The following is a 21,770-nucleotide window of genomic DNA, read 5'->3' as shown; positions in this document are numbered from 1 at the left end:
CTGCGCCGCCGGGCAGCAGGGAAGTTCGGCGCGGCGGCGGCCGGGATGTTCCTCACCCGGCCCGGGCTGGAGCAGGCCACCCGCGGCGCCGTCGCGGCGCGGCGCGCGCGCCGGCTGCGCGCCGCCGGCGTGCGCACCCTGGCCGACCTCGGGTGCGGCCTCGGCGCGGACGCGCTCGCCGCCGCGCGGGCCGGCATCCGCGTGTACGGGGTGGAGGCCGACCCGGTGACCGCCGCGATGGCCGCCGCCAACGCGGAGGCGGCCGGGCTGGCCGAGCTGTTCACGGTGGAGTGCGGCGACGCCACGGCGTTCGACGTCAGCCGGGTCGACGGGGTGTTCTGCGACCCGGCGCGGCGGAAGGCGGGCACCGGGCGGCGGGTCTTCGACCCGAACGCCTACTCGCCGCCCTGGGACTTCGTCGTCGGCCTGGCCGCGCGGGTGCCGTACACGGTGGTGAAGGTGGCGCCCGGGATCGACCACGCGCTGATCCCCGCGGGCGCCGAGGCGGAGTGGGTGAGCGCGGACGGCGACCTGGTCGAGGCGGCGCTGTGGTGCGGCCGGCTCGCCGAGGTCCCCCGCCGGGCCACCCTGCTGCGCGGTGCCGCCGCGCACGCGCTGACCGGCTCCGGCGACGCCGAGGCGCCGGTCGGGCCGGTCCGCCGCTTCCTGTACGACCCGGACCCGGCGGTGGTCCGCGCGCACCTGGTCGCGGAGCTGGCCGGCGCCCTCGACGCGACGCTGGCCGACCCGAGCATCGCCTACCTCTACGCGGACGCCCCGGCGGCGACCCCGTTCGGCCGCTGCCTGGAGGTCACCGACGTGCTGCCGTTCTCGCTCAAGCGGCTGCGGGCGCTGCTGCGGGACCGCCGGGTCGGGCGGGTGGAGATCCTCAAGCGCGGCTCCGCGCTGGAGCCGGAGAAGCTGCGGCGGGACCTGCGGCTGGCCGGCGACGAGGCGGCCAGCCTGGTGCTGACCCGGGTCGCCGGGGCGCCGACGGCGCTGGTCTGCCGGCCGGTCGGGTAGCCGGCCCTATCGGCTCGCGGGCCACCCGGACCCGGGTTAGCTTGACCGTCATGGTGGGACAGGGCACTCCGGCGACCGCGCTGCTGACGAAGCGGAAGATCGCCCACAGCACGCATCCGTACGACGTCTCCCCCGACGCGCCGAACTACGGCGCGCTGGTCGCGGCGGCGCTGGGGGTGCCGCCGGAGCGGGTGTTCAAGTCGCTGGTCGCCGAGGTCGACGGCGCGCTGACCGTGGCGGTCGTGCCGGTCACCGGCGAGCTGGACCTCAAGGCGCTCGCGGCGGCGGTCGGCGGCAAGCGGGCCGCCATGGCCGACCGGGCGGTGGCCGAACGGGCCACCGGCTACGTGCGCGGCGGGATCAGCCCGCTCGGTCAGCGCCGGCGGCTGCCCACGGTCCTCGACTCGTCGGCGCTCGACCATCCCACCGTCTACGTCTCGGCGGGCCGGCGCGGCCTCCAGCTCCAGCTCGCCCCGCAGGACCTGGTCGCCCTCACCGGGGCGGCCACGGCCCCGCTGTCCGCCCGCTGAGCTGCGCCGCTCCCCGAGCCGGCGGGAGAGCGCTCCCGCGCGGGGCGACGGCCGGGCGACAGAGACGTTGCTGAATTGTTATTGCCGACAACAAACTTGCCACCTCGGCACTCTTGTGCCCGCGGTGTGACGCGGAATACGTTGCCGGGCACAACAAACCAGCATCATCCCCACCCCCGAAAGGACCCTGCACATGCGCAAGGGCTTCCTCACCCTCGCCGCCGTGGGCCTGCTCGCCACCGGCGGCGTGACCGCCTGCGGCGACGAGACCGGCGGCGGCGACCAGGCCGGCGGCACCCGGGCCCCGAAGATCGGCGTGATCCTCCCGGACAGCAAGTCCTCCGCCCGCTGGGAGGGCGCGGACCGCAAGTTCCTGGAGGAGGCGTTCAAGGCGGCCGGTGTCCAGTACGACATCCAGAACGCCCAGGGCGACAAGTCCCAGTTCTCCACGATCGCCGACCAGATGATCACCAACGGGGCGACCGCGCTGATGATCGTCAACCTGGACTCGGGCACCGGCAAGGCGGTGCTGGAGCGAGCCAAGTCCCAGGGCGTGGCGACCATCGACTACGACCGGCTCACCCTCGGCGGCGGCGCCGAGTACTACGTCAGCTTCGACAACGAGGCCGTCGGCAAGCTCCAGGGTGAGGGCCTGAGCAAGTGCCTGACCGACAAGGGCGCGAAGAACCCGGTCGTGGCGTACCTCAACGGCTCCCCGACCGACAACAACGCCACCCTGTTCAAGAACGGGTACGACTCGGTGCTCAAGCCGAAGTTCGACTCGAAGGAGTACACCAAGGGCCCGGACCAGGCGGTTCCGGACTGGGACAACGCGCAGGCCGGCGTGATCTTCGAGCAGATGCTCACCTCGACCCAGGGCAGGATCGACGGCGTCCTCGCCGCCAACGACGGCCTCGGCAACGCGGCCATCTCGGTGCTCAAGAAGAACAAGCTCAACGGCAAGGTGCCGGTGACCGGCCAGGACGCGACCCCGCAGGGCCTGCAGAACATCCTCGCCGGCGACCAGTGCATGACCGTCTACAAGGCGATCCGCGAGGAGGCCAAGGCCGCCTCCGACCTGGCCATCGCGCTGGCCATGGGCGAGCGGAAGGAGACCGGTCAGACCGTCAAGGACCCGGAGAGCGGCAAGGACGTCGCCGCCGTGCTGCTCACCCCGAAGGCGATCTACAAGGAGAACGTCAAGGACGTCATCGCCGACGGCTTCGTGACCAAGGACGAGGTCTGCGCCGGGGCGTACGCCAAGCTCTGCGCCGACGCCGGCATCAGCTGACCCCCGTACCCGCTCCAGGCGGCGCCGCCCGGCACGGACCTCCCCGTGCCGGGCGGCGCGCACGCCGGACGGGATCCGACCTCCCCCCGCCGCCCGAAGGAGACCCCCGTGTCCGCAATCCCCCTGCTGGAGCTACGCGGGATCGACAAGAGCTTCGGTCCCGTCCAGGTCCTGCGCGACGTCGCCTTCTCCGCCCACGCGGGCGAGGTGACCGCGCTGGTCGGCGACAACGGTGCCGGCAAGTCGACCCTGGTCAAGTGCATCAGCGGCATCCATCCCACCGACGCCGGCGAGTTCCTCTTCGACGGCCGCCCGGTGACCATCAACAGCCCGCGCGACGCGGCCTCGCTCGGCATCGAGGTCGTCTACCAGGACCTCGCGCTCTGCGACAACCTCGACATCGTGCAGAACATGTTCCTCGGCCGGGAGAAGCGCAGTGGCATCGTGCTCGACGAGCCGACCATGGAGCAGATGGCCGCCGAGACCCTGGCCGGGCTGAGCGTGCGGACCGTCAGGTCGCTCCGGCAGCACGTCTCCAGCCTCTCCGGCGGCCAGCGCCAGACCGTGGCGATCGCCAAGGCGGTGCTGTGGAACAGCAGGCTGGTCATCCTGGACGAGCCGACCGCCGCGCTCGGCGTCGCGCAGACCGCGCAGGTGCTCGAACTGGTGCGCCGGCTCGCCGACAACGGACTGGCCGTGGTGCTCATCTCGCACAACATGAACGACGTCTTCGCCGTCTCCGACCGGATCGCCGCGCTCTACCTCGGCCAGATGGTCGCCCAGGTGAGGACCACCGACATCACCCACGCCCAGGTGGTCGAGCTGATCACCGCCGGCCGGTCCGGCGCGGTCGGCCTCGGCGGGGGCAACGGGCAGACCGACAACGGCGGGCAGCCCGTCGCCAGCAACCCGGAGGCCCTCCGATGACCACCACCGCAGTACGCAAGGAAGGGCCGGCGGCCGTCGCCCCGGCGCCCACCGTCGGCGGTCACGTCCGCAACTACCTGGCCCGCGTACGCGGGGGCGACCTCGGCTCGCTGCCGGCCGTCATCGGCCTGGTCGTCCTCTGCACGGTGTTCGCGATCGTCCGCCCGGTCTTCTTCTCCGCGGCGAACTTCGCCAACCTGTTCACGCAGGGCGCGGCGGTCACCGCGATCGCGATGGGCCTGATCTTCGTCCTGTTGCTCGGCGAGATCGACCTCTCCGCCGGCTTCGCCAGCGGCGTCTGCGCGACGATCCTCGCCAACGTGGCGACGGTGCTGGGCCATCCCTGGTACGTCGCGGTGGCCGCCGCGCTCGCGACCGGCATGGTCATCGGCCTCACCCTCGGCATCCTGGTCGCCAAGGTGGGGATCCCGTCCTTCGTGGTCACGCTCGCCGGCTTCCTGGCGTTCCAGGGCGTGGTGCTCCTCCTCATGGAGGAGGGCAGCAACATCACCATCCGCGACGAGACGATCATCGCGATCGAGAACCGCTGGGTGCCGCCGCTGATCGGGTGGGTGCTCTTCGCCGTCGCGGTCGCCGGCTACGCCGCCGCGCAACTGCTGCGGCACCGCAACCGCGTCGCCCGTGGCCTGGTCGCCGAACCGCTCGCCGTGGTGTCCGCCCGGATCGCGGCGCTCGCGGTCGTCCTCGGCCTCGCGGTGTACGTGCTCAACCAGGAGCGCAGCATCAACCCGCTGATCAGCTCCAACCGGGGCATGCCGATCGTGGTGCCGATCCTCGCCGTGCTCCTGGTCGGCTGGACGTTCGTGCTGACCCGCACCGCGTACGGCCGGCACCTGTACGCCGTCGGCGGCAACCGGGAGGCCGCCCGTCGGGCCGGCATCAACGTGGACCGGATCCGGATCTCCGCGTTCGTGATCTGCTCGACCATGGCGGCCGTGGGCGGCATCATCGCCGCCAGCCGTGACAGGTCGGTGGACCCGAACACCGGTGGCAGTAATGTGCTGCTGTACGCGGTCGGGGCGGCGGTCATCGGCGGCACCAGCCTCTTCGGCGGCAAGGGGCGGATGATCAACGCCGTGCTCGGGGGCGCGGTGGTGGCGGTCATCATCAACGGCATGGGCCTGCTCGACCTCAGCTCGGGCCTGAAGTACGTGTTCACCGGGCTGGTGCTGCTGCTCGCCGCGGGCGTCGACGCACTGTCGCGTCGCCGCTCCACGGCCACCGGCACCCGCTGACCACCGCACCACGGAAGTGACGACAGCAATGCGCGCAGGACCGAGCCAGGACGAGATCCGCCGGCAGAACCTGGGCGCGTTGCTGCGGTACGTGCACATCCACGGGGCGACCACCCGTGCGGAACTGACCAGCGCGCTGGGGCTCAACCGCAGCACCATCGGCGCGCTGACCGCCGACCTGGCCGGCGCCGGGCTGGTCAGCGAGGGGACGCCGAAGGAGACCGGCCGGGCCGGACGGCCGTCGCTGGTCGTCCGGCCCGAGTCGGAGCGGGTGCACGCGTACGCGTACAGCATCGAGGTGGACCGGCTGCGGGCGGCGCGGGTCGGCCTCGGCGGCGCGGTGCTCGACCGCCGGGAGCAGGAACGCCCCCGGGGCCTGACCGCTGCGGAGGCCGCGCCGCTGCTGGCCGGGGCGGTCAAGGAGATGCAGCAGACCGTGCCGGCCGACGCGGTCTGCGTCGGCGCGGGCGTCGCGGTCTGCGGCATGGTCCGCCGCGACGACGGGCTGGTCCGGCTGGGACCGACCACCGGCTGGGTGGACGAGCCGATCGGCGCGGCGCTCGCCGCCGAACTGGGCTGCGAGGTCCCGGTCACGGTCGGCAACGTGGCCGACGTGGCGGCGTTCGCCGAGCACGCGCGCGGCACGGCGGCCGGCTGCGACAACGTCATCTACCTGTACGGGGACGTGGGCGTGGGCGCCGGCATCATCGCCGGCGGCCGCCGACTCACCGGGCACGGCGGCTACGGCGGCGAGGTCGGGCACATGGTGGTCGTCCCCGACGGCGCGCCCTGCGAATGCGGCTCCCGCGGCTGCTGGGAGACCCAGATCGGCGAGCACGCGCTGCTGCGCGCCGCCGGCCGCACCGACGCGCGGGGCCGAGACGCGCTGCTGGCCGTCTTCGAGGCCGCCGACCGCGGCGACGCCCGGGCGCAGACCGCCGTCCGCCAGGCCGGCGACTGGCTCGGCTTCGGGGTGGCCAACCTGGTGAACATCTTCAACCCGGAGATGGTCATCTTCGGCGGCACGATGCGGGACCTCTACCTCGCCGCCGCCGCCCAGGTACGCAGCCGGCTCAACTCGATCGCCCTGCCGGCCTGCCTGGAGCACGTCCGGCTGCGCACCCCGAAGCTGGGCGACGACGCGGCGCTGATCGGCGCCGCCGAGCTGGCCTTCGAACGGCTGCTCGCCGACCCGCTCGACGTCGGCTGAGGACGACGGGCGGTCGTGCGGCGGCCGACGTGCGGGCGAAGAAAGCCGCCGAGGACGACGTGACCGGCCGCGACCTCGTTCCCGCGCAGGCCTGCTCCGCCGCGCCTGACCCGCCCGCCGGGCCGCACGGTCGGCGCCGGGCCGTACCGGGCAGGCGGGTTCCGCGGCGGGGCGGGCGACGTCGGCGGGCTACTCGTTCGGCTCCGGTCCCAGCAGCCGGATCTCCTCGATGTCGAGGACGGCCTGCACGTCCCGGAGCACGATGTCGTCGATCTGGTTCGTGTCCCGCAACCTGGTGATCTCGCGGCGCTTGTGTTCCAGCACGGCGAGCCGCAGCCGCCGGTCGAGGTCCCGGGCCTGCTCCGCCGACCGGCCCCGGCCGGCGGAGCGGACGTCGTCGAGGTGCTGCTCGTAGTCGGCCCTGATCCGGTCGACCGCGTCCGGCCCGGCGCCGAGCCGGTCGGCGACCTCGGGCAGCGCCGCCAGGGCGGCCTCGGTGGCCCGCGTCCGGGCCAGGCGCAGTTCGTCGACGCGCCGGGTGTCGCCGACCAGGCCCGCCCACCCGACGACGGCCGGCAGCGTGGTGCCCTGGATCAGCATCGTCATCAGGATGACGACGGCGGTCGTGAAGATGATCAGGTCACGCCCGTGGACGGGCGTGCCGGTGGGGGTCGTCACCGGCACCGCGAGGGCCGCCGCGAGGGACACCGCGCCCCGGAACCCCGCCCACCCGGCCGCCGTACGCACCCGCCAGTCGACCTGCTCGCCCTCCAGCGACGGGCGGCGGTTGGCGGCCCGGAAGCCGAACGCCGCCAGGTGGATCCAGAGCATCCGCGTCGCCACGACGACACAGGTCACCGCGACCGCGATGGCCAGCGCCCGCGCCGTCGACAGGCTGGTGAGGCCGCGCAGCGCGCGCGGGATCTGCATCCCGAGGAGCACGAAGAGCCCCCCGTTGATCAGGAACGTGGCGAGGTCCCAGAAGGCGTACGCCAGCACCCGGGACCGGGCCCGGACGACCCGGGGAGCCGCGTAGGAGAGCACGAGGCCGGCGACCACCACGGCCAGCACCCCGCTGGCGTGGACGAGTTCGGCGAGGAGGAACGCGACGAACGGCGTGAGGACGCTCAGCGCGCCCTCGCGCAGCGGATCGTCGAGGCGTCGCCGGACCACGATCACCGCCCAGCCGACCAGCAGGCCGGCGACGACGCCCCCGGCCGACGCGCCGACGAACCGCTCGGCCAGCCCGAGCGCGCTCGGTTCGGTGCCCCCGACGATCAGGCCCACCGCGACGGTGAAGAGCACCAGCGCGGTGCCGTCGTTGATCAGGCTCTCCGCGTGCAGGGTGGTGAGGATGCGGCGCGGCATCCGCTTGGCCAGGCCGGAGACCGCCGCGGCGTCGGTCGGCGCGAGCACCGCGCCGAGCACCCAGGCCGCGGCCGGGTCGATGCCGAGCCGCTGCGCGACGAGCGAGACGGCGACCATCGTCGCCACCACCAGCCCCACCGCCAGCAGCGTGATCGCCAGCAGGTTGGTGCGGATCTCGCGCAGGCTGGTGGTGATGCTCTCCCGGTAGAGGATCGCCGGCAGGAACAGCAGCAGCACCACCTCGGGCTCCAGCACCACGTGCGACAGCGGCGGCAGGAGCGCCAACAGCGCGCCCATCGTGATGAGCAGGACCGGGGGCGCCACGCTGTACCGCCCGCCGAGGGTGGTGCCGACCAGCACCGTGACGCCCAGCACCACGATGAGTTCGAGACCGCCCACGTCGCTCCCCCGTCACCCGCCGGCCGCGCCGCAGTGGCGGGTGCGCGATCGCCTGCCACTGGCAACATCGTGGTACGGCACGCGGAAGCCGCACCGCCGAACCGTCGAACGGGTGACGGGCGGCGCGACGTCAGGGCCGGTGGCGGCGGGCGGTCGGCGTCAGGAGCGGGTGCCGTGCCAGGAGCGCCAGAGGGCCGCGTAGGAACCGCCCGCGGCAACCAGCTCGTCGTGCGGGCCGATCTCGATGATCCGGCCGTCCTCGACCACCGCGACCCGGTCGGCGTCGTGCGCCGAGAAGAGGCGGTGCGCGATGGCGATCACCGTCCGGCCCTGGAGCACGGCCGCGAGGGAGCGCTCCAGGTGCCGGGCGGCCCGGGGGTCGATCAGCGAGGTGGCCTCGTCCAGCACCAGCGTGTGCGGGTCGGCCAGCACCAGCCGGGCCAGCGCCAACTGCTGCGCCTGCGCGGGCGACAGCGGGTACCCACCGGCGCCGACCACCGTGTCGAGCCCGTCCGGCAGCGCGTCGGCCCAGTCGAGCGCGTCGACGGCGGCCAGCGCCGACCGGACGGCCGGCTCGTCGGCGCCCGGCCGGACCATCGCCACGTTGTCCCGCAGCGTGCCGATGAAGACGTGGTGCTCCTGGGTGACCAACGCGACGTGCGTCCGCAGTTCGGCCAGGGGCAGCTCGTCGAGCCGCCGCCCCGCCACGGTGACGGAGCCGGAACGGGGCGCATGCACCCCGGCGAGCAGCCGGCCGAGGGTGGACTTTCCGGCGCCCGAGGGGCCGACCATCGCCAGCTTCTCCCCCGGCTCCGGCACGAGGGTCACCCCGTGCAGCACGTCCCGCCCCGTCCGGTACGCGTACCGGACGTCCCGGGCGGCGAGCCGCCGGTCGCCCGTCGGCACGTCGGTGCCCGCCCGCGCCGGCGACCCGGACGGGGCCGGGGACGTGGTCGGGGCGTCGGCGTCGGCGTCGGCCACCCCGAGCAGGCGCGCCAGCGAGGCGCCGCCGACCTGCAACTCGTCCAGCCAGGAGAGCAGCCGGTCGACCGGGTCGATCAGTTGCTGAACGTAGAGCGTGGCGGCGGTGACCTCGCCGAGGCTCACCCAACCCTTCAGGTGGAACCAGCCGCCGATGATCAGCGTGGCGACCACCGGCACCACGTAGCCGATCTCGGTGACCGGGAAGAACACCGTGCGCAGCCGCAGGGTGTAGCGCTCGGCCGCGTACGACCGGCGGATGTCGGCGTCGGTGCGGGCCCGGCGGCGCGCCTCCTGCCGCAACGCCTCGGTGGTGCGCGAGCCCTCGACGGTCTCGCTGATCCCGTCGGTGATGTCGGAGTAGGCGGCGTTCTCCCGCAGGTAGCCGTCCGGGGCGCGGCGCAGGTACCACCGGGTGCCGGCCCACAGCAGCGGCACCGCGACCAGGCAGGGCACCGCGAGCAGCGGGTTGACCAGGAGCAGCGCGCCGACGATGAAGCAGCCGGTGACGACCGCGATCAGCGTCTCGGGCACCGCGAACCGGACCGTCCGGGACAGCGCGGAGACGTCCCGGGACGTCCGGGTGAGCAGGTCGCCCGTCCCGGCCCGCTCCACGGTGGCCAGCGGCAGCGCCAGGATCCGGTCGACGAACTCCTCGCGCAGCTCGGCCAGCACCCGCTCGCCCAGCCGCGCCGACGCCAGGTGGGCGAACCGCACCAGCACCGACTGCGCCAGCACGAAGCCGGCGATCAGCAGCGCGATCCGGTCGACGGTGACGCCCGTCGTGCCCCGGGAGATCCCCTCGACCAGGTCGCCGAGCAGCCACGGCGCGACCAGGCCGGCCGCCGCGGCCAGGGCGTGCAGGCCGAGCGCCACGCCGAGCGCGCGCGGGTGCCGGCGCACCAGCGTACGGGCGTAGCGGCGCACCTGGCGCGCGTCGGCGACCGGCAGTGCGGCGGCCATCAGTCCTCCCCCCGGCTGACCGTCGCCCGGTAGCGCGGTTCGCCGTCGAGCAGTGCGGTGTGCGTCCCCTCGGCCACCACCTTGCCGTCCTCCACGAAGATCACATGGTCGGCGCGGCTCAGCACGAGCGGGCTGGTGGTGCAGACCAGGGTGGTCCGGCCGGCCCGGGCCGCGCCGAGCCGCTCGGCGATGCGGGCCTCGGTGTGCGCGTCCACGGCGCTGGTCGGCTCGACCAGCAGCAGGGTCTCCGGGTCGGCGACGAGCGCCCGGGCCAGCCGCAGCCGCTGCTGCTGGCCGCCGGAGAACTCCCGCCCCCGCTCGGCCACGGCGCTGGCCAGCCCGTCGGGCAGGGCCTCCACGATGTCCGTCGCGCTCGCCGCCGCCAGCGCCGCCGCGATCGCCGCCTCGTCGGCCCGGTCGTGCGGGTCCAGCTCCGCGCGCAGCGGGCCGGTGAACAGGTGCGCGTTGTTGTCGGCCACCAGGATCCGCTCCCGCACCGTCGCCAGCGGCAGCGCCCGCAGCGGTACGCCGTGCAGCGTCGCGTCCGAGTCGACGTACCGGCCGAGGCGGTCAACGATCGCCGCCGCGTCCTCGGGCGCGGTCGCGGCGAGCGCGGTGAACCGGCCGGGCCGCAGGGTCACGCCCGACTCCACGTCGACCAACTCACCGGGGCCGTCCGGCAGCGCCGCCGGGCGGGGCGGGTCCACCAGCTCCGGGTCGAGCCGCAGCAGCCGCACCACGCGCCGGGCGGCGACGTGCCCCCGGGTCAGCTTGTCCACCGCCTCGGTGAGCTGCCGCAGCGGGCTGACCAGGAACGCGGTGTAGCCGTAGAACGCCACGAGCTGGCCGGCGCTGATCTCGCCACGCAGCGCGAACCGGGCGCCCAGCCAGGTGACCAGCACCAGGAACGCGCCGGGGAGCAGCACCTGCGCCGCCTCCAGCAGCGACTCGACCCGGGCCACCCGCACACCGTCGGCGCGCAGCGCCTGGGACCGCGCGCGGTAGCGGGCGGAGAGCATCGGCTCGCCGCCGACGCCGCGCAGCACCCGCAGCCCGGAGACGATGTCGCCGGCCCGGGTGGTCAGCGCCCCCTCGGAGTCCCGGTAGGCCTGCTGCTGCCGGTGCAGGGGCCGGATGAGCAGCCCGACCACCGCCATCAGCAGCGGTACGCCGAGCACCACGACCAGCCCGAGCGGCAGGGAGGCGCCGAGCAGGATCACCCCGACGGTCACGATCGCGACGACGGCGCCGGTGCCCCGGGCGGTGATGTCGATCGCCGAGCCGATCTGGTTGATGTCGGCCGTGCCGATGCTCACCACCTCGCCGGCGGCCACCCGGCGGGGCAGCGCGGCGCCGAGCCGGTTCGCCGCGCCCACGGTCAGCTGCACCGTCCGGTACGCCGCGGCGAGGAAGTTGTGCACCGCGCAGCGGTGCCGCAGGATCCCGGCGACCGCCTGGAGCACGCCCAGGCCCAGCAGCACCAGCCCCCAGGTGAGCAGCGCGTCCTCGTCCCCGCGGGTGAGCCCGTCGACGGCCCGGCCGACGGCCGCCGGCACCAGCGCCTGGGCGACCATCCAGACGACGCCGAGCAGGATGCCGACGGTGAACAGCACCTTGTGCCGCCCGGCCAGCCACACCAGGTAACGGGTCGCCGAGCGGGTGTCGGGTGCGCCGGGGTCGCCGGCCGGTGAGAAACGCATGGCCCACCGACGCTAGGCGGGCCATGGGCGGCACCGCCAACCAATTACCGCTGCCACGTGCCCCGGCTCACGCCGCACCGCGGCGGCACGCCCCGATCCACGCCGAACGGCGGCGCACGCCGGTCAGCGGTCGAACGGCGGCGCGCCGGTCAGCGGTCGACCTGGGTGAAGTCCCACGAGTGCGGCGGGCGGGCGAGCAGCATCGCCGGCGGCTCCGGCAGCGGGCGGGGATTGCTGCGCCACTTGGAGATGACCACCACCCGGTGGTCCGTTGAGGAGAACACCTCGCTGGACAGGTGCATCGGGTCGTGCTCGAACTCCGGCAGCGCCGTGTCGCAGACCCAGGTGATCAGGTCGGCGACGCCGTACGGCTCGGCCCGCGCCTCCCACATCCGCACGATCACGTCATCCGTCCCTGAGTTTTCACACGCTGACGGTGGTCAGCGGCATGGCCGAGTCGGCGGGCAGGTCCAGCCGGCTCGGCGCGACACCCGAGGCGACCAGGTGCGAGCCGAGGGCGGCGACCATCGCGCCGTTGTCCGTGCAGAGCTTCGGTCGGGGCACCCGGACCCGGATGCCGTCCTTGGCGGCGCGGTGCTCGGCCATCGCCCGCAGCCGCGAGTTGGCCGCCACGCCGCCGCCGATCACCAGCGTCCCGACACCGTTGGCCCGGCAGGCGTCCAGCGCCTTGCGCACCAGCACGTCGCAGACCGCCTCCTGGAAGGACGCGGCCACGTCGGCGACCGGCACCGGCTCGCCCGCCCGCTGCCGCGCCTCGACCCAGCGGGCCACCGCCGTCTTCAGTCCGGAGAAGGAGAAGTCGTAGCGGTGGGCGGCGAGGTCCTTGGCGGCGGTCAGGCCGCGCGGGAAGCCGATGGCGGCCGGGTCGCCGGCCCGGGCCTCCCGGTCGATGTACGGCCCGCCGGGGAACGGCAGGCCCAGCAGCCGGGCCACCTTGTCGAACGCCTCGCCGGCCGCGTCGTCGATCGTGGCGCCGAGCGGGGTGACGCCCCGGGCCAGGTCGTCGACGAGGAGCAGGGAGGAGTGCCCGCCGGAGACCAGCAGGGCGATCGCCGGCTCGGGCAGCGGGCCGTGCTCCAGGGTGTCCACGGCGACGTGCGCGGCCAGGTGGTTGACGCCGTAGACCGGCTTCTCGGCGGCGAGCGCGTAGCCCTTGGCGGCGGCCACCCCGACCAGCAGCGCGCCGGCCAGCCCCGGGCCGGAGGTGACCGCGATCGCGTCGATGTCGGCGAGGGTCACCCCCGCCTCCTTCAGCGCCCGGTCCATGGTCGGCACGATGGCCTCCAGGTGCGCCCGGCTGGCCACCTCGGGCACCACCCCGCCGAACCGGGCGTGCTGCTCGACGCTGGAGGCGAGCGCGTCGGCCAGCAGCGTGTGCCCCCGTACGATGCCGACGCCGGTCTCGTCGCAGGACGTCTCGATGCCGAGGACCAGGGGTTCGTCAGTCATCGCCCGCCTCCCGGGTGCGCCGCATGACCAGCGCGTCGGTGTTGCTCGGTTGGTAGTAGCCGCGCCGCACGCCGATCGGCTCGAAGCCGTACGCCGCGTAGAGCAGTTGGGCCGGGGCGTTGTCCGCCGCGACCTCCAGCAGGGTGCTGCGGGACCCGAGCCGGGCCGCCTCGGCGAGCAGCGCCTCCAGCAGCAGCCGGCCGACGCCGCGCCGCTGGGCGTCCCGGCGTACCGCGATGTTCTGCACCCACGCCTCGTCGGGCGGGGCCGCGGTGAGCCCGGCGTAGCCCAGCACGGTGCCGTCGTCGTCGGTGGCGACGAGGTAGAAGTGCCCGTTGGCCAGCTCGTTCCAGAACATCGCCGCCGACCACTGCTCGGCGCCGAACAGGTCCGCCTCGATCGGCAGCACCTCGTCGATGTGCCACCACCGGAACCGTTGGAGGCGCACCCCGGTCACGGCAGGACCGGCTTGCGGGCCGTCGCCGCCACGGCGTCCGGCCGGCGCAGGTAGAGCGGGGTGAGCGCCTCGCCGGGGGCGCCGGCCCGGATCCGCTCGGCGGCCAGGGTCGCCAGCACGCCGGCGTCCGGGTAGCGCGGCTCGGCCCGCACGGGCAGGCCGAGGGTGTCCGCGTACCGGTGCGCGCCGTCGCCGACCGCGACCGTGACGGCCAGGCCGCGGGCACGCTCGGCGGCGACCGCCGGGGCCGACACCTCCGGCCCGGCGATCCGCTGGCCCGCGCCGTCGTAGACCGCCCAGTAGATCTCCCGGCGCCGCGCGTCGCTCGCCGCCAGCACCGGCTCGCCGACGGCCGCCGGGTGGCCGACGGCGTCCAGCGAGCAGACGCCGTACGTCGGCACGCCCAGCACCTGGCCCATGGTGGCGGCGGTGACCAGACCCACCCGGAGCCCGGTGAACGGGCCGGGGCCGAGCCCGGCGACGATCGCGCCCAGGTCGGCCGGGCGGGCGTCGACGTCGGCGAGCACCGCGTCGACCTGCGGGGCGAGCAGTTCGCCGTGGGCGCGGGCGTCGACCGTGCAGCGGTACGCCCGGGTCGCCACGCCGTCCGCCGTGACCTCCACCAGCGCCGCCGTCACCGCGGGCGTCGAGCTGTCCACCACCAGTACGAGCACGGTAAGCCAGCCTAGCCGCCCCGGTCGGCGGCCCCGGCGACGCGGGTCAGCTCGGGGTGCGGAACTTGCGCTGGAAGGCCGGCAGCAGCCAGGGACGCCGCCCGCTGATGCGCACCTTGCCGCTGAGCACCGCCCGGGCCCGGCTGATCCGGCCGAACATCATCAGGCTGAGCGTGGCGGGATCGTGGTCGATCCGCACGTCGGGCCGGGCGTCCGGCTCGGCGAACGACACCACCCCCCGGTGCAGCAGCAGCCGGACCGGGGCCGCGTACGCCGAGCGGAACTCGACCACGATGCGGCGCTCGCTAGGCGGCGAGCCGCCGTCGATCAGCCGCCCGTAGCCGTGTCGGACCACGCCGGCCAGGAACAGCTCCAGGAAGAGCACGGCGTGCGGGCTGGGGATCTCCCAGGGCTGCCCGGTGGCGCGGGCGACGTCGTGGCCGTGGATGAGCACCTCGTTGACCAGGTGGGCGCAGAGCCCGGCGAGGGGAACCTGCGCCCCGGCGAGCCACGGCACCGTCTCGTCGGGGCGCCGCCCCTCGCAGGCGACCAGGAACTGCTTCACGTCGGCCTGCAACCGGTCGAGCAGGGGCTGCGGGTCGCGCTCGGTGAGGTGGCCGAGCATCACGTCGTTGAAGTCCGCCACCGTGTCGACGGTGGTCCCGGACAGCAGCGTGTCGACGCCCGGCACCGGTGGGAGCGGGCGTTCCGGATCCACCAGGCAGACGTACAACCACGCGATGGAGCCGACGTGGGCGAGCGTGTCCGCCACCGACCAGTCGGCCGTGGCCATGGCCTGCGGCGGGGCGGCGCGGACCAGATCGACGAAGCGGTCCGTCTGCTCCGCCAGCGCCGTCCGCGCCACCCGCCACCGTTCGTCGCTGACCGTCGCCGTCATCCGCCCGCCTCCCGGCTCGCCGACCGCTGGAGGCACAGGCTACAGCGGACGGTCGCCGCCCGGTGACCCGCAGCTTGCGGAGTTCGTCAGCCGGCCGAGCGCTCCCAGTCGACCGTGGGCAGGCCCGCGTCGGCGAGGGCCTTGTTGGCCGCGCTGAACGGCCGGCTGCCCAGGAAGCCGCGCGGGTTCATCGGGCTGGGGTGCCCGGCCTCCAGCACCACGTGCTGCGGGTTGGTGACCAGCGCGGCCTTCTTGCGCGCGTAGCCGCCCCAGAGCAGGAAGACCACCCGGGAGTCCAGCGCGTCGAGCGCCCGGATGGTGGCGTCGGTGAACTCCTCCCAGCCGCGGTTCGCGTGCGAACCGGGCGTGGCCTCGCGGACGGTGAGCACCGAGTTGAGCAGCAGGACGCCCTGCGCCGCCCAACCGCTCAGGTTGCCGCTGCGCGGCTTCGGCACGCCGACGTCCTCGCCGAGCTCCTTGAAGACGTTGCGCAGCGAGGGAGGCACGCTCACGCCCTCCCGCACGCTGAAGCTGAGCCCGTGCGCCTGCCCCGCCTTGTGGTAGGGGTCCTGCCCGAGGATCAGCACCCGGCAGTCGGCCGGCGCGCAGAGCCGGTAGGCCGAGAAGAGGTCGTCGACCGGCGGGAAGACGGTGCGGGTCGCGTATTCCCCGGCGACGAACGCGGCCAGCTCGGCGGTGCGGGCCGGGTCGAGGTGCGGGGTGAGCACGGCACGCCAGTCCTCCGGCAGCAGCGCCAGCAGGTCCAGGGTGGGGGCGTCGTCGGGCATCGGCAACCTTTCGCCTGTCGAATCCGTCCCGCGCACTCTAGGCAGACGGTACGACAGCGCTCACCCGAGGGCGGCCAGGCGCTGCGCCCAGTCGCCGCCGACCGGCTCCAGCTCGACCACCCGGGTGTCGTCGTCGCGCCGGTCGACGCGTACCTGCAGGTGCGCCTCCACCAGCTGCTCGACCAGGCCCTCGCCCCACTCCACCACGGTCACCGACTCGTCCACCGAGGCGTCCAAGTCGAGGTCGTCGATCTCGGCGCGCGGATCGGCGGCGTCGCCCAGCCGGTACGCGTCGGCGTGCACCAGCGCCACCGTGCCGCCCCGGGCCGGATCCGGTCGGTGCACCCGGGCGATCACGAAGGTGGGCGAGGTGATGTCGCCGAGCACCCCGAGGCCGGCCCCGATGCCCTGGGTCAACGCGGTCTTGCCGGCGCCCAGCGGGCCGGTCAGCAACAGCAGGTCGCCGGCGCGCAGCAGCCCGGCCAGCCGCCGCCCGAACCCGTGGGTGTCGTCGACCGTCGGCAGCTCGACGACATGCGTCACAGCTCCTCCAGGAAGCGCGTCAGTGCCGCGTTGACCTCGTCGGCGTGCTCCAGCATCACCACGTGCCCGCTGTCGGAGATCTTGACGAACTCGGCGTGCGGCAGCCGCCGGACGATCTCCTCCGAGTGGGTCACCGGGGTGATCATGTCCTTGTCGCCGACGACCACCAGCACGGGGGTGTCCGCCAGCGCGGCGAGCGCCGGGAAGCGGGAGTGCGTCGCCAGCGTCCGCAGGTAGCGCGTCACCGTGTCGGCGGACGTGCGCGAGTTCATCGTCTCGACGTACGACACCAGGGCCGGGCTGGGGTGGCGGGTGCCGAAGCCGTACCTGCGGGTGAGCAGCCAGGCCACGTTGGTGGTGGACTTGCGGGCGCGGTCGATCACCGTGCCGCCGTAGCGGGTGACGTTGCCGACCATGTAGAGCACGGGCGCGCCGACCCGGCCGAGCAGGGCCGGCGCCACCAGTTTGGTCTCGGCGAGCAGGCCGCCGGAGGTGGCCATCAGCACGGTGCCGACGACCCGGTCGCCGAACAGCTCCGGGAACAGCTCGGCGAAGGCCATGATCGTCATGCCGCCCATCGAGTGGCCGACGAGCACCAGCGGCCCCTCCGGGGCGACGCGATCGATCACCTCGCGCAGCGTCCGGCCGAGCGCGGTGAGGTCGTACTCGCCCGTCTCCAGCCGCCCGGACCGGCCGTGCCCCGGCTGGTCGTACGCGACGATCCGGTGCTCGCCCCGCTCGGCGAGCACCTTGCGCTGGAAGTGGAAGGTGCCCATGTCCAGGCAGAAGCCGTGCACCAGCACCACGGTCGGGTTGCCGGGCGTCGGCCGGGTCGGCTCGACCACCTCGACGTGGATGTCGGTGCCGTCGGGCATCTCCAGCCGGAACGCCTCGTCGTACCGCTGCTCGCCGAAGACCTCGTCGGCGTACCGGTCGGTGGGGTCGGACTTGAGTCTGCGGACCAGGGCGCGTTCGGTGGCGACGCCGGCCGCGAGCCCGGCGGCGGCGACCCCGACGGCGGCCAGCGCGCCCACGGCGGCCCGGGCGTGCCCGGAGCGGGGCAGCGGAATCCGGGAACGGGACGTCACGGGCGCTCGCCGTCGTAGACGCGGGGCACCCGGCTGCTGCCGAACCGGGTGACGATCTCGTAGTTGATGGTGCCGGCCGCCTCGGCCCAGTCGTCGGCCGTGGGCTCGCCGCCGGCACCGCTGCCGAAGAGCGTGACCACGTCGCCGGCGGCCACCGGGTCGTCGCCGCAGTCGAGCACGAACTGGTCCATGCAGACCCGGCCCGAGATCCGCCGCCGCCGGCCGCCGAGCTGCACCGGCCCGCTGTTGGAGGTGTGCCGGGGCACCCCGTCGGCGTAGCCGAGCGGCACCACGGCCAGGTTCGCCTCCCGCTCGGTGGTGTAGGTGTGCCCGTACGAGACGCCGGAGCCGGCGGGGACGCGCTTGGCGAGCATCACCCGGGCCCGGGCGGTCATCGCCGGGCGCAGCCCGTAGCTCTCGCCGGTCACCGGCGAGAGCCCGTAGACGGCGAGCCCGGGCCGGACCAGGTCGAAGTGCGCGTCCGGTCGGGTCAGCGTGGCGGCGGAGTTGGCCAGGTGCCGGTAGCGGGGCCGCAGGCCGGCCTGCTCGGCCATGCCGATGCCCTCGTGGAAGACGGCGAGTTGGCGGTCGATGGTCGGGTGGCCGGGCGAGTCCGCGTAGACGAAGTGGCTCCACACCCCGACCACCTCGACCAGGCCGTCGGCCTGCGCCTTGGCGGCGGCGTCGAGCAGGGCCGGCCAGTCGGCGACGGTCGCGCCGCCCCGGGACAGCCCGGTGTCGATCTTGAGGTGCAGCCGGGCCGGTCGCCCGGCCGCGCGGCCCGCCTCGACCATCTCGTCGAGCTGGGGCAGGCTGGCGGCGCCGAGGTCGACCCCGGCGGCGACCCCCTCGTGCAGCGGCAGCCCGGGCGCGAGGAGCCAGGCCAGCACCGGCACGGTGATCCCGGCCCGGCGCAGCGTCAGCGCCTCGTCCAGCGTGCAGACGCCCAGCCAGTCCGCCCCGGCGTCCAGCGCGGCGCGGGCCGCCGGGACCATGCCGTGGCCGTAGCCGTCGCCCTTGACCACCGCCATCAGCTCGGCGGCGGTGCCGGCCCGCAGCCGGCTCACGTTCTCGCGGATCGCGTCCAGATCCACCCGCACCTCGGCCTGCCACATGCCCCCAGCCTACTTTCCGCGCTGATCTCCCCGGCCCAGGCCGCCGGAGCCGCGGGGTCAGCTCTCCCCGGCCCAGGCCGGCGGAGCCACTGCGGTCAGCCGAGACGGGCGAGGACCGGGCGGAGGGCGTCGGCCACGTCGGGCGCGGTCACCGGCCCGCCCCGGGCCGCCTCCCGACCGGCCAGCCCGTGCAGGTACGCGGCCGAGGCCGCCGCGCGCTCCGGCGCCAGCCCGGCCGCGAGCAGCGAGCCGAGCAGCCCGGCCAGCACGTCGCCGGTGCCCCCGGTGGCCAGCGCCGACGTGCCGGTCGGGTTGACGTACGCCCGGCCGTCCGGCGTGCCGATCACCGTGCGGTCGCCCTTGAGCAGCACCACGGCGTTCATCCAGGCGGCCAGGCGCAGCGTGGCCGCCACCCGGTCGGCGCCCGGCGTCTCGCCGCAGAGCCGGGTGAACTCGCGGTCGTGCGGGGTGACCACGATCGGGGCGTCCCGCCTGCGCAGCCGGTCGGCGAGCGAGCCGTCGACCAGCAGGGTCAGCGCGTCGGCGTCGAGCACCACGGGCACCGGGGCGGAGAGCACCGCGCGCAGTTCCCGGGCCGCCTCCTCGCCCGTGCCCAGCCCGGAGCCGCAGACCCAGGCCTGCACCCGCCCCGCGTCGGCGACCCGGTCGGTCGCGATCACCGAAGGGTGCCGGTGCAGCACGTCGGCCCGGGCGGAGCCGGCGTAGCGGACCATGCCGGTCGGGCCGGCCAGCGCCCCGCCGACCGAGAGCACCGCCGCGCCGGGGTAGGTGGCCGAGCCGGTGGCGACGCCCACCACGCCCCGGGCGTACTTCTCCGACGCCGGGCCGAGCCGGGGCCACCAGTCCACGACGTCCGACCACTCGGTCACGCGCAGCGCGGGGCTGCCGCGCAGCCACGGCTCCAGCCCGATGTCGACCAGTTCCACCTGACCGGCGAGCGCGGCGGCCGGGCCCACCACCAGCGCGGGCTTCAGCGCGCCGAACGCGACCGTCACGTCGGCGCGGACGGCGCTCGGCCGCCCGGCGGCGGTCAGCGGCACGTCCCCGGTGTCGACCGCGACACCGCTGGGCACGTCCACCGCGACCACGGTGGCGGGGGCGCCGTCGCGCCCGCAGTGCCGCACCAGGCTGGCGGCGAGCTGGTCGGCGGTGTCCCGGAGCCCGCCCCGCCCGCCGATCCCGACGATGCCGTCCAGCACCATGTCGACCGTCGCCGGCGGCCGGTCCACGATCCGCCCCCCGGCGGCCCGCAGCGCGGCCAGCCCCTCGGCGTGCGCCCGGCCGGGGCTGAGCAGCAGCGCCGACACGGCCGCCCCGCGGCGGGCCAGGTGCGCGCCGGCCAGGAGCGTGTCGCCGCCGTTGTCGCCGGAGCCGACCAGCAGCAGCACCCGGGCGGCGTAGACCCCGCCCCGGTCGGCGAGCAGCAGCGCGCAGCGGCGGGCCAGCCCGGCGGCGGCCCGCTTCATCAGCGTCCCGGGCGGAAGGGCGGCGGCCAGTCCCGCCTCCGCCGCGCGTACGTCCGCGACCCGCCACACCGGTCTCACGCCACCGCCCCCGTCCGAGCTTTCCCGGCGCGCCAGGTCGGCGCGCTCCGATCACCGTTCCGCGACCACCATGGCCGAGGCGATCCCGCCGTCGTGGGACAACGAGAGATGCCAGCGGTTGACCCCGCGCTCGGTGGCCGCCGCCGCGACCGTGCCGGAGACGGTCAGCCAGGGGCGGCCGTCCGGGTCCGGCACGATCTCGCAGTCGTGCCAGCTCAGCCCGGCCGGCGCGCCGAGCGCCTTGGCGACCGCCTCCTTGGCCGCGAACCGGGCGGCCAGCGACTCCGGCGAACGCGGGTTGCCGGAGCTGGTGTAGCGCTCGGCCTCCGTGAAGAGCCGGTCGGCGAGCAGCGGCGTCCGCGCCAGGGCCCGGGCGAACCGCTCGACCAGGACGACGTCGATGCCGACAGCGACGATCACGGGCTCACCCTACCGGCGCGGGCGGCCGCACATTAGCCGCCGGCTCGGGGCCGGGCAACGCCTGTGGACGACGGGTGTCGGTCCGCCGGGGCCGTCGTCCACAGGGTGCCTGCGGGGGTGTGGACGCCGCCTAGCGTTCCGGTCGTCGATGTTCCGCGAGGCACGGGGGCCGAGGATGACCGAGGAGCCGATCACCGTACGACCCGACGCGCTGCGCCGGGCGGCGAGCGCGCTCGGCGACGACGCGTACCGGCTGGGGCACGGGCTGGCCGGGGTGACCGGGCTGGTGGTGCCGGCCCCGGAGTGGGCGGCCGGGGCGGCGCTGACCGGGCTGGAGTCGGCGGTGCACGCCTGGTTCGGCGTGCTCGGCGCCCAGGTGGCCGCGACGGCCGGGGCGGTGCGGGCGGCGGCCGAGGCGTACGAGTCGGTGGACGACCGGGCGGCCGGCCGGTTCGCCGCCCTCCACCGGTGACCGCGCCGGCACGCCCGACGGCGGGCGGCGCCGGGTCGGCACCACTGGTGACCGGAGCTGCGCCGGCACCCCCCACGGTGAGCCGAGCGGGCCCGTCCGGGCGGCCGGCGCACCCCGCCGAGCGGGCAACGGCCGTGGGATACCGGCAGCTCTGGGCGGTCGACCCGGGTGCCTGGCGGGCCGCCGGGGCGGCCTGGCGGGGGTTGACCGACCGGGTCGGGCGCCGGGCCGACAAGTTGTCCGCCGGGGCGGCGGCGCTGCGCGCCGACTGGTCGGGCGGCGCTGGCGGGGCGGCCGACGCCCGGCTCGCGGCGCTACGCACCGAGCTGACCACGGTCTCCCCCGCCCTGATCGAGGCCGACCAGGTGCTGGCCGAGTTCGCCGGTCGGCTGGGGGCGGCGAAGGCCCGGCTCGCCGCCGCGGTGACGCGCGCGGACGGCGCCGGGCTGCTGGTCGACCGACAGGGGCGGGTCGCCGCCGATCCCGCCCGCGCGCCGGCCTCCCCACGGTCGGGGCAGGTCGCGGCCGGGGTGGGCGCGGCGATCCGGGAGGCGTTGGCGCTGGCCGGGGCGGCCGACCGGGAGGCGGCCGGCCGGCTGGACGCCCTGTCCGCCGCCGCCCGGTCGGCATGG

General features: G+C 75.3%; 21 protein-coding genes and 1 pseudogene. 8 read left to right on the top strand and 14 right to left on the bottom strand.

Translation table 11 applies throughout. The features are described 5' to 3' along the window. From AB0L34_RS23875 to AB0L34_RS23850, 6 genes are all read left to right on the top strand, one after another. On the top strand, window positions 1-1,023 hold a 1,023-nt coding region (locus AB0L34_RS23875; RefSeq protein WP_363706691.1), incomplete at its 5' end, for a methyltransferase domain-containing protein. A gap of 50 nt (window positions 1,024-1,073) precedes the next feature. After that, on the top strand, window positions 1,074-1,553 hold the full coding sequence (gene ybaK / locus AB0L34_RS23870) for a Cys-tRNA(Pro) deacylase (RefSeq protein ID WP_363706689.1): 480 nt from the start codon (window positions 1,074-1,076) through the stop codon (window positions 1,551-1,553). A gap of 193 nt (window positions 1,554-1,746) precedes the next feature. Continuing rightward, entirely contained in the window at window positions 1,747-2,844 is a 1,098-nt protein-coding gene (locus tag AB0L34_RS23865; RefSeq protein WP_363706687.1) for a substrate-binding domain-containing protein, read from the top strand. 108 nt (window positions 2,845-2,952) lie between these two features. Beyond that, window positions 2,953-3,771, top strand: coding sequence for an ATP-binding cassette domain-containing protein (locus AB0L34_RS23860; protein ID WP_363706685.1), 819 nt, complete (start codon window positions 2,953-2,955; stop codon window positions 3,769-3,771). Beyond that, window positions 3,768-5,027, top strand: a complete 1,260-nt coding sequence (locus AB0L34_RS23855; protein WP_363706683.1) for an ABC transporter permease — start codon at window positions 3,768-3,770, stop codon at window positions 5,025-5,027. The genes AB0L34_RS23860 and AB0L34_RS23855 overlap by 4 nt, the downstream gene beginning before the upstream one ends. 28 nt (window positions 5,028-5,055) lie before the next feature. Further along, window positions 5,056-6,237, top strand: coding sequence for an ROK family protein (locus AB0L34_RS23850; protein ID WP_363706681.1), 1,182 nt, complete (start codon window positions 5,056-5,058; stop codon window positions 6,235-6,237). 189 nt (window positions 6,238-6,426) lie between these two features. Here AB0L34_RS23850 and AB0L34_RS23845 read toward each other — a convergent pair whose 3' ends face one another. The 14 genes from AB0L34_RS23845 to AB0L34_RS23780 form a co-directional block, all read right to left on the bottom strand. Next, window positions 6,427-8,004, bottom strand: coding sequence for a Na+/H+ antiporter (locus tag AB0L34_RS23845; protein ID WP_363706679.1), 1,578 nt, complete (start codon window positions 8,002-8,004; stop codon window positions 6,427-6,429). Between the two features lie 159 nt (window positions 8,005-8,163). Next, window positions 8,164-9,948 (bottom strand): ABC transporter ATP-binding protein, encoded by a 1,785-nt coding sequence (locus AB0L34_RS23840; protein ID WP_363706677.1) that lies wholly within the window; start codon window positions 9,946-9,948, stop codon window positions 8,164-8,166. Then, window positions 9,948-11,648 (bottom strand): ABC transporter ATP-binding protein, encoded by a 1,701-nt coding sequence (locus tag AB0L34_RS23835; protein ID WP_363706675.1) that lies wholly within the window; start codon window positions 11,646-11,648, stop codon window positions 9,948-9,950. The genes AB0L34_RS23840 and AB0L34_RS23835 overlap by 1 nt, the downstream gene beginning before the upstream one ends. 149 nt (window positions 11,649-11,797) lie before the next feature. After that, on the bottom strand, window positions 11,798-12,052 hold the full coding sequence (locus AB0L34_RS23830) for a hypothetical protein (RefSeq protein WP_350704069.1): 255 nt from the start codon (window positions 12,050-12,052) through the stop codon (window positions 11,798-11,800). Window positions 12,053-12,071: 19 nt separating this feature from the next. Further along, a complete protein-coding gene (gene tsaD, locus AB0L34_RS23825) occupies window positions 12,072-13,118 on the bottom strand; it encodes a tRNA (adenosine(37)-N6)-threonylcarbamoyltransferase complex transferase subunit TsaD (protein ID WP_357455354.1) in 1,047 nt (348 codons plus the stop codon). Continuing rightward, entirely contained in the window at window positions 13,111-13,575 is a 465-nt protein-coding gene (gene rimI, locus AB0L34_RS23820) for a ribosomal protein S18-alanine N-acetyltransferase (RefSeq protein ID WP_363706673.1), read from the bottom strand. Before rimI ends, tsaD begins: the two co-directional genes overlap by 8 nt. Continuing rightward, the gene (gene tsaB, locus AB0L34_RS23815) at window positions 13,572-14,249 is read right to left on the bottom strand and encodes a tRNA (adenosine(37)-N6)-threonylcarbamoyltransferase complex dimerization subunit type 1 TsaB (protein WP_363706671.1); all 678 of its coding nucleotides are present in this window, start codon (window positions 14,247-14,249) and stop codon (window positions 13,572-13,574) included. Before tsaB ends, rimI begins: the two co-directional genes overlap by 4 nt. Before the next feature lie 46 nt (window positions 14,250-14,295). Next, window positions 14,296-15,147, bottom strand: a complete 852-nt coding sequence (locus tag AB0L34_RS23810; protein ID WP_350704076.1) for a maleylpyruvate isomerase family mycothiol-dependent enzyme — start codon at window positions 15,145-15,147, stop codon at window positions 14,296-14,298. Between the two features lie 86 nt (window positions 15,148-15,233). Further along, a complete protein-coding gene (ung, locus tag AB0L34_RS23805; RefSeq protein WP_350704078.1) occupies window positions 15,234-15,935 on the bottom strand; it encodes a uracil-DNA glycosylase in 702 nt (233 codons plus the stop codon). Between the two features lie 60 nt (window positions 15,936-15,995). Continuing rightward, window positions 15,996-16,478 carry a tRNA (adenosine(37)-N6)-threonylcarbamoyltransferase complex ATPase subunit type 1 TsaE gene (tsaE, locus tag AB0L34_RS23800; RefSeq protein WP_363706669.1) on the bottom strand — a complete coding sequence of 161 codons (483 nt, stop codon included), beginning with the start codon at window positions 16,476-16,478 and terminating at the stop codon, window positions 15,996-15,998. Beyond that, window positions 16,475-17,566, bottom strand: a complete 1,092-nt coding sequence (locus AB0L34_RS23795; protein ID WP_363706667.1) for an alpha/beta hydrolase — start codon at window positions 17,564-17,566, stop codon at window positions 16,475-16,477. The genes tsaE and AB0L34_RS23795 overlap by 4 nt, the downstream gene beginning before the upstream one ends. Next, entirely contained in the window at window positions 17,563-18,681 is a 1,119-nt protein-coding gene (alr, locus tag AB0L34_RS23790) for an alanine racemase (protein WP_363706665.1), read from the bottom strand. Before alr ends, AB0L34_RS23795 begins: the two co-directional genes overlap by 4 nt. A gap of 95 nt (window positions 18,682-18,776) precedes the next feature. Further along, window positions 18,777-20,246, bottom strand: coding sequence for an NAD(P)H-hydrate dehydratase (locus tag AB0L34_RS23785; RefSeq protein WP_363706663.1), 1,470 nt, complete (start codon window positions 20,244-20,246; stop codon window positions 18,777-18,779). 51 nt (window positions 20,247-20,297) lie between these two features. Beyond that, on the bottom strand, window positions 20,298-20,666 hold the full coding sequence (locus AB0L34_RS23780; RefSeq protein WP_350704088.1) for a holo-ACP synthase: 369 nt from the start codon (window positions 20,664-20,666) through the stop codon (window positions 20,298-20,300). Between the two features lie 175 nt (window positions 20,667-20,841). On the opposite strand from AB0L34_RS23780, the gene AB0L34_RS23775 reads away from it, so the two are divergent. Both AB0L34_RS23775 and AB0L34_RS23770 read left to right on the top strand, forming a co-directional pair. Further along, complete coding sequence (locus tag AB0L34_RS23775) at window positions 20,842-21,138, top strand: hypothetical protein (protein WP_363706661.1); 297 nt, start codon at window positions 20,842-20,844, stop codon at window positions 21,136-21,138. Window positions 21,139-21,272: 134 nt separating this feature from the next. Then, a pseudogene (locus tag AB0L34_RS23770) lies at window positions 21,273-21,770 on the top strand (hypothetical protein); the annotation flags it as partial.

It is taken from the genome of Micromonospora sp. NPDC052213, from assembly GCF_040679695.1.
Taxonomy (GTDB): Bacteria; Actinomycetota; Actinomycetes; order Mycobacteriales; family Micromonosporaceae; genus Micromonospora.
This window is presented reverse-complemented; position numbering and strand designations above follow the sequence as displayed.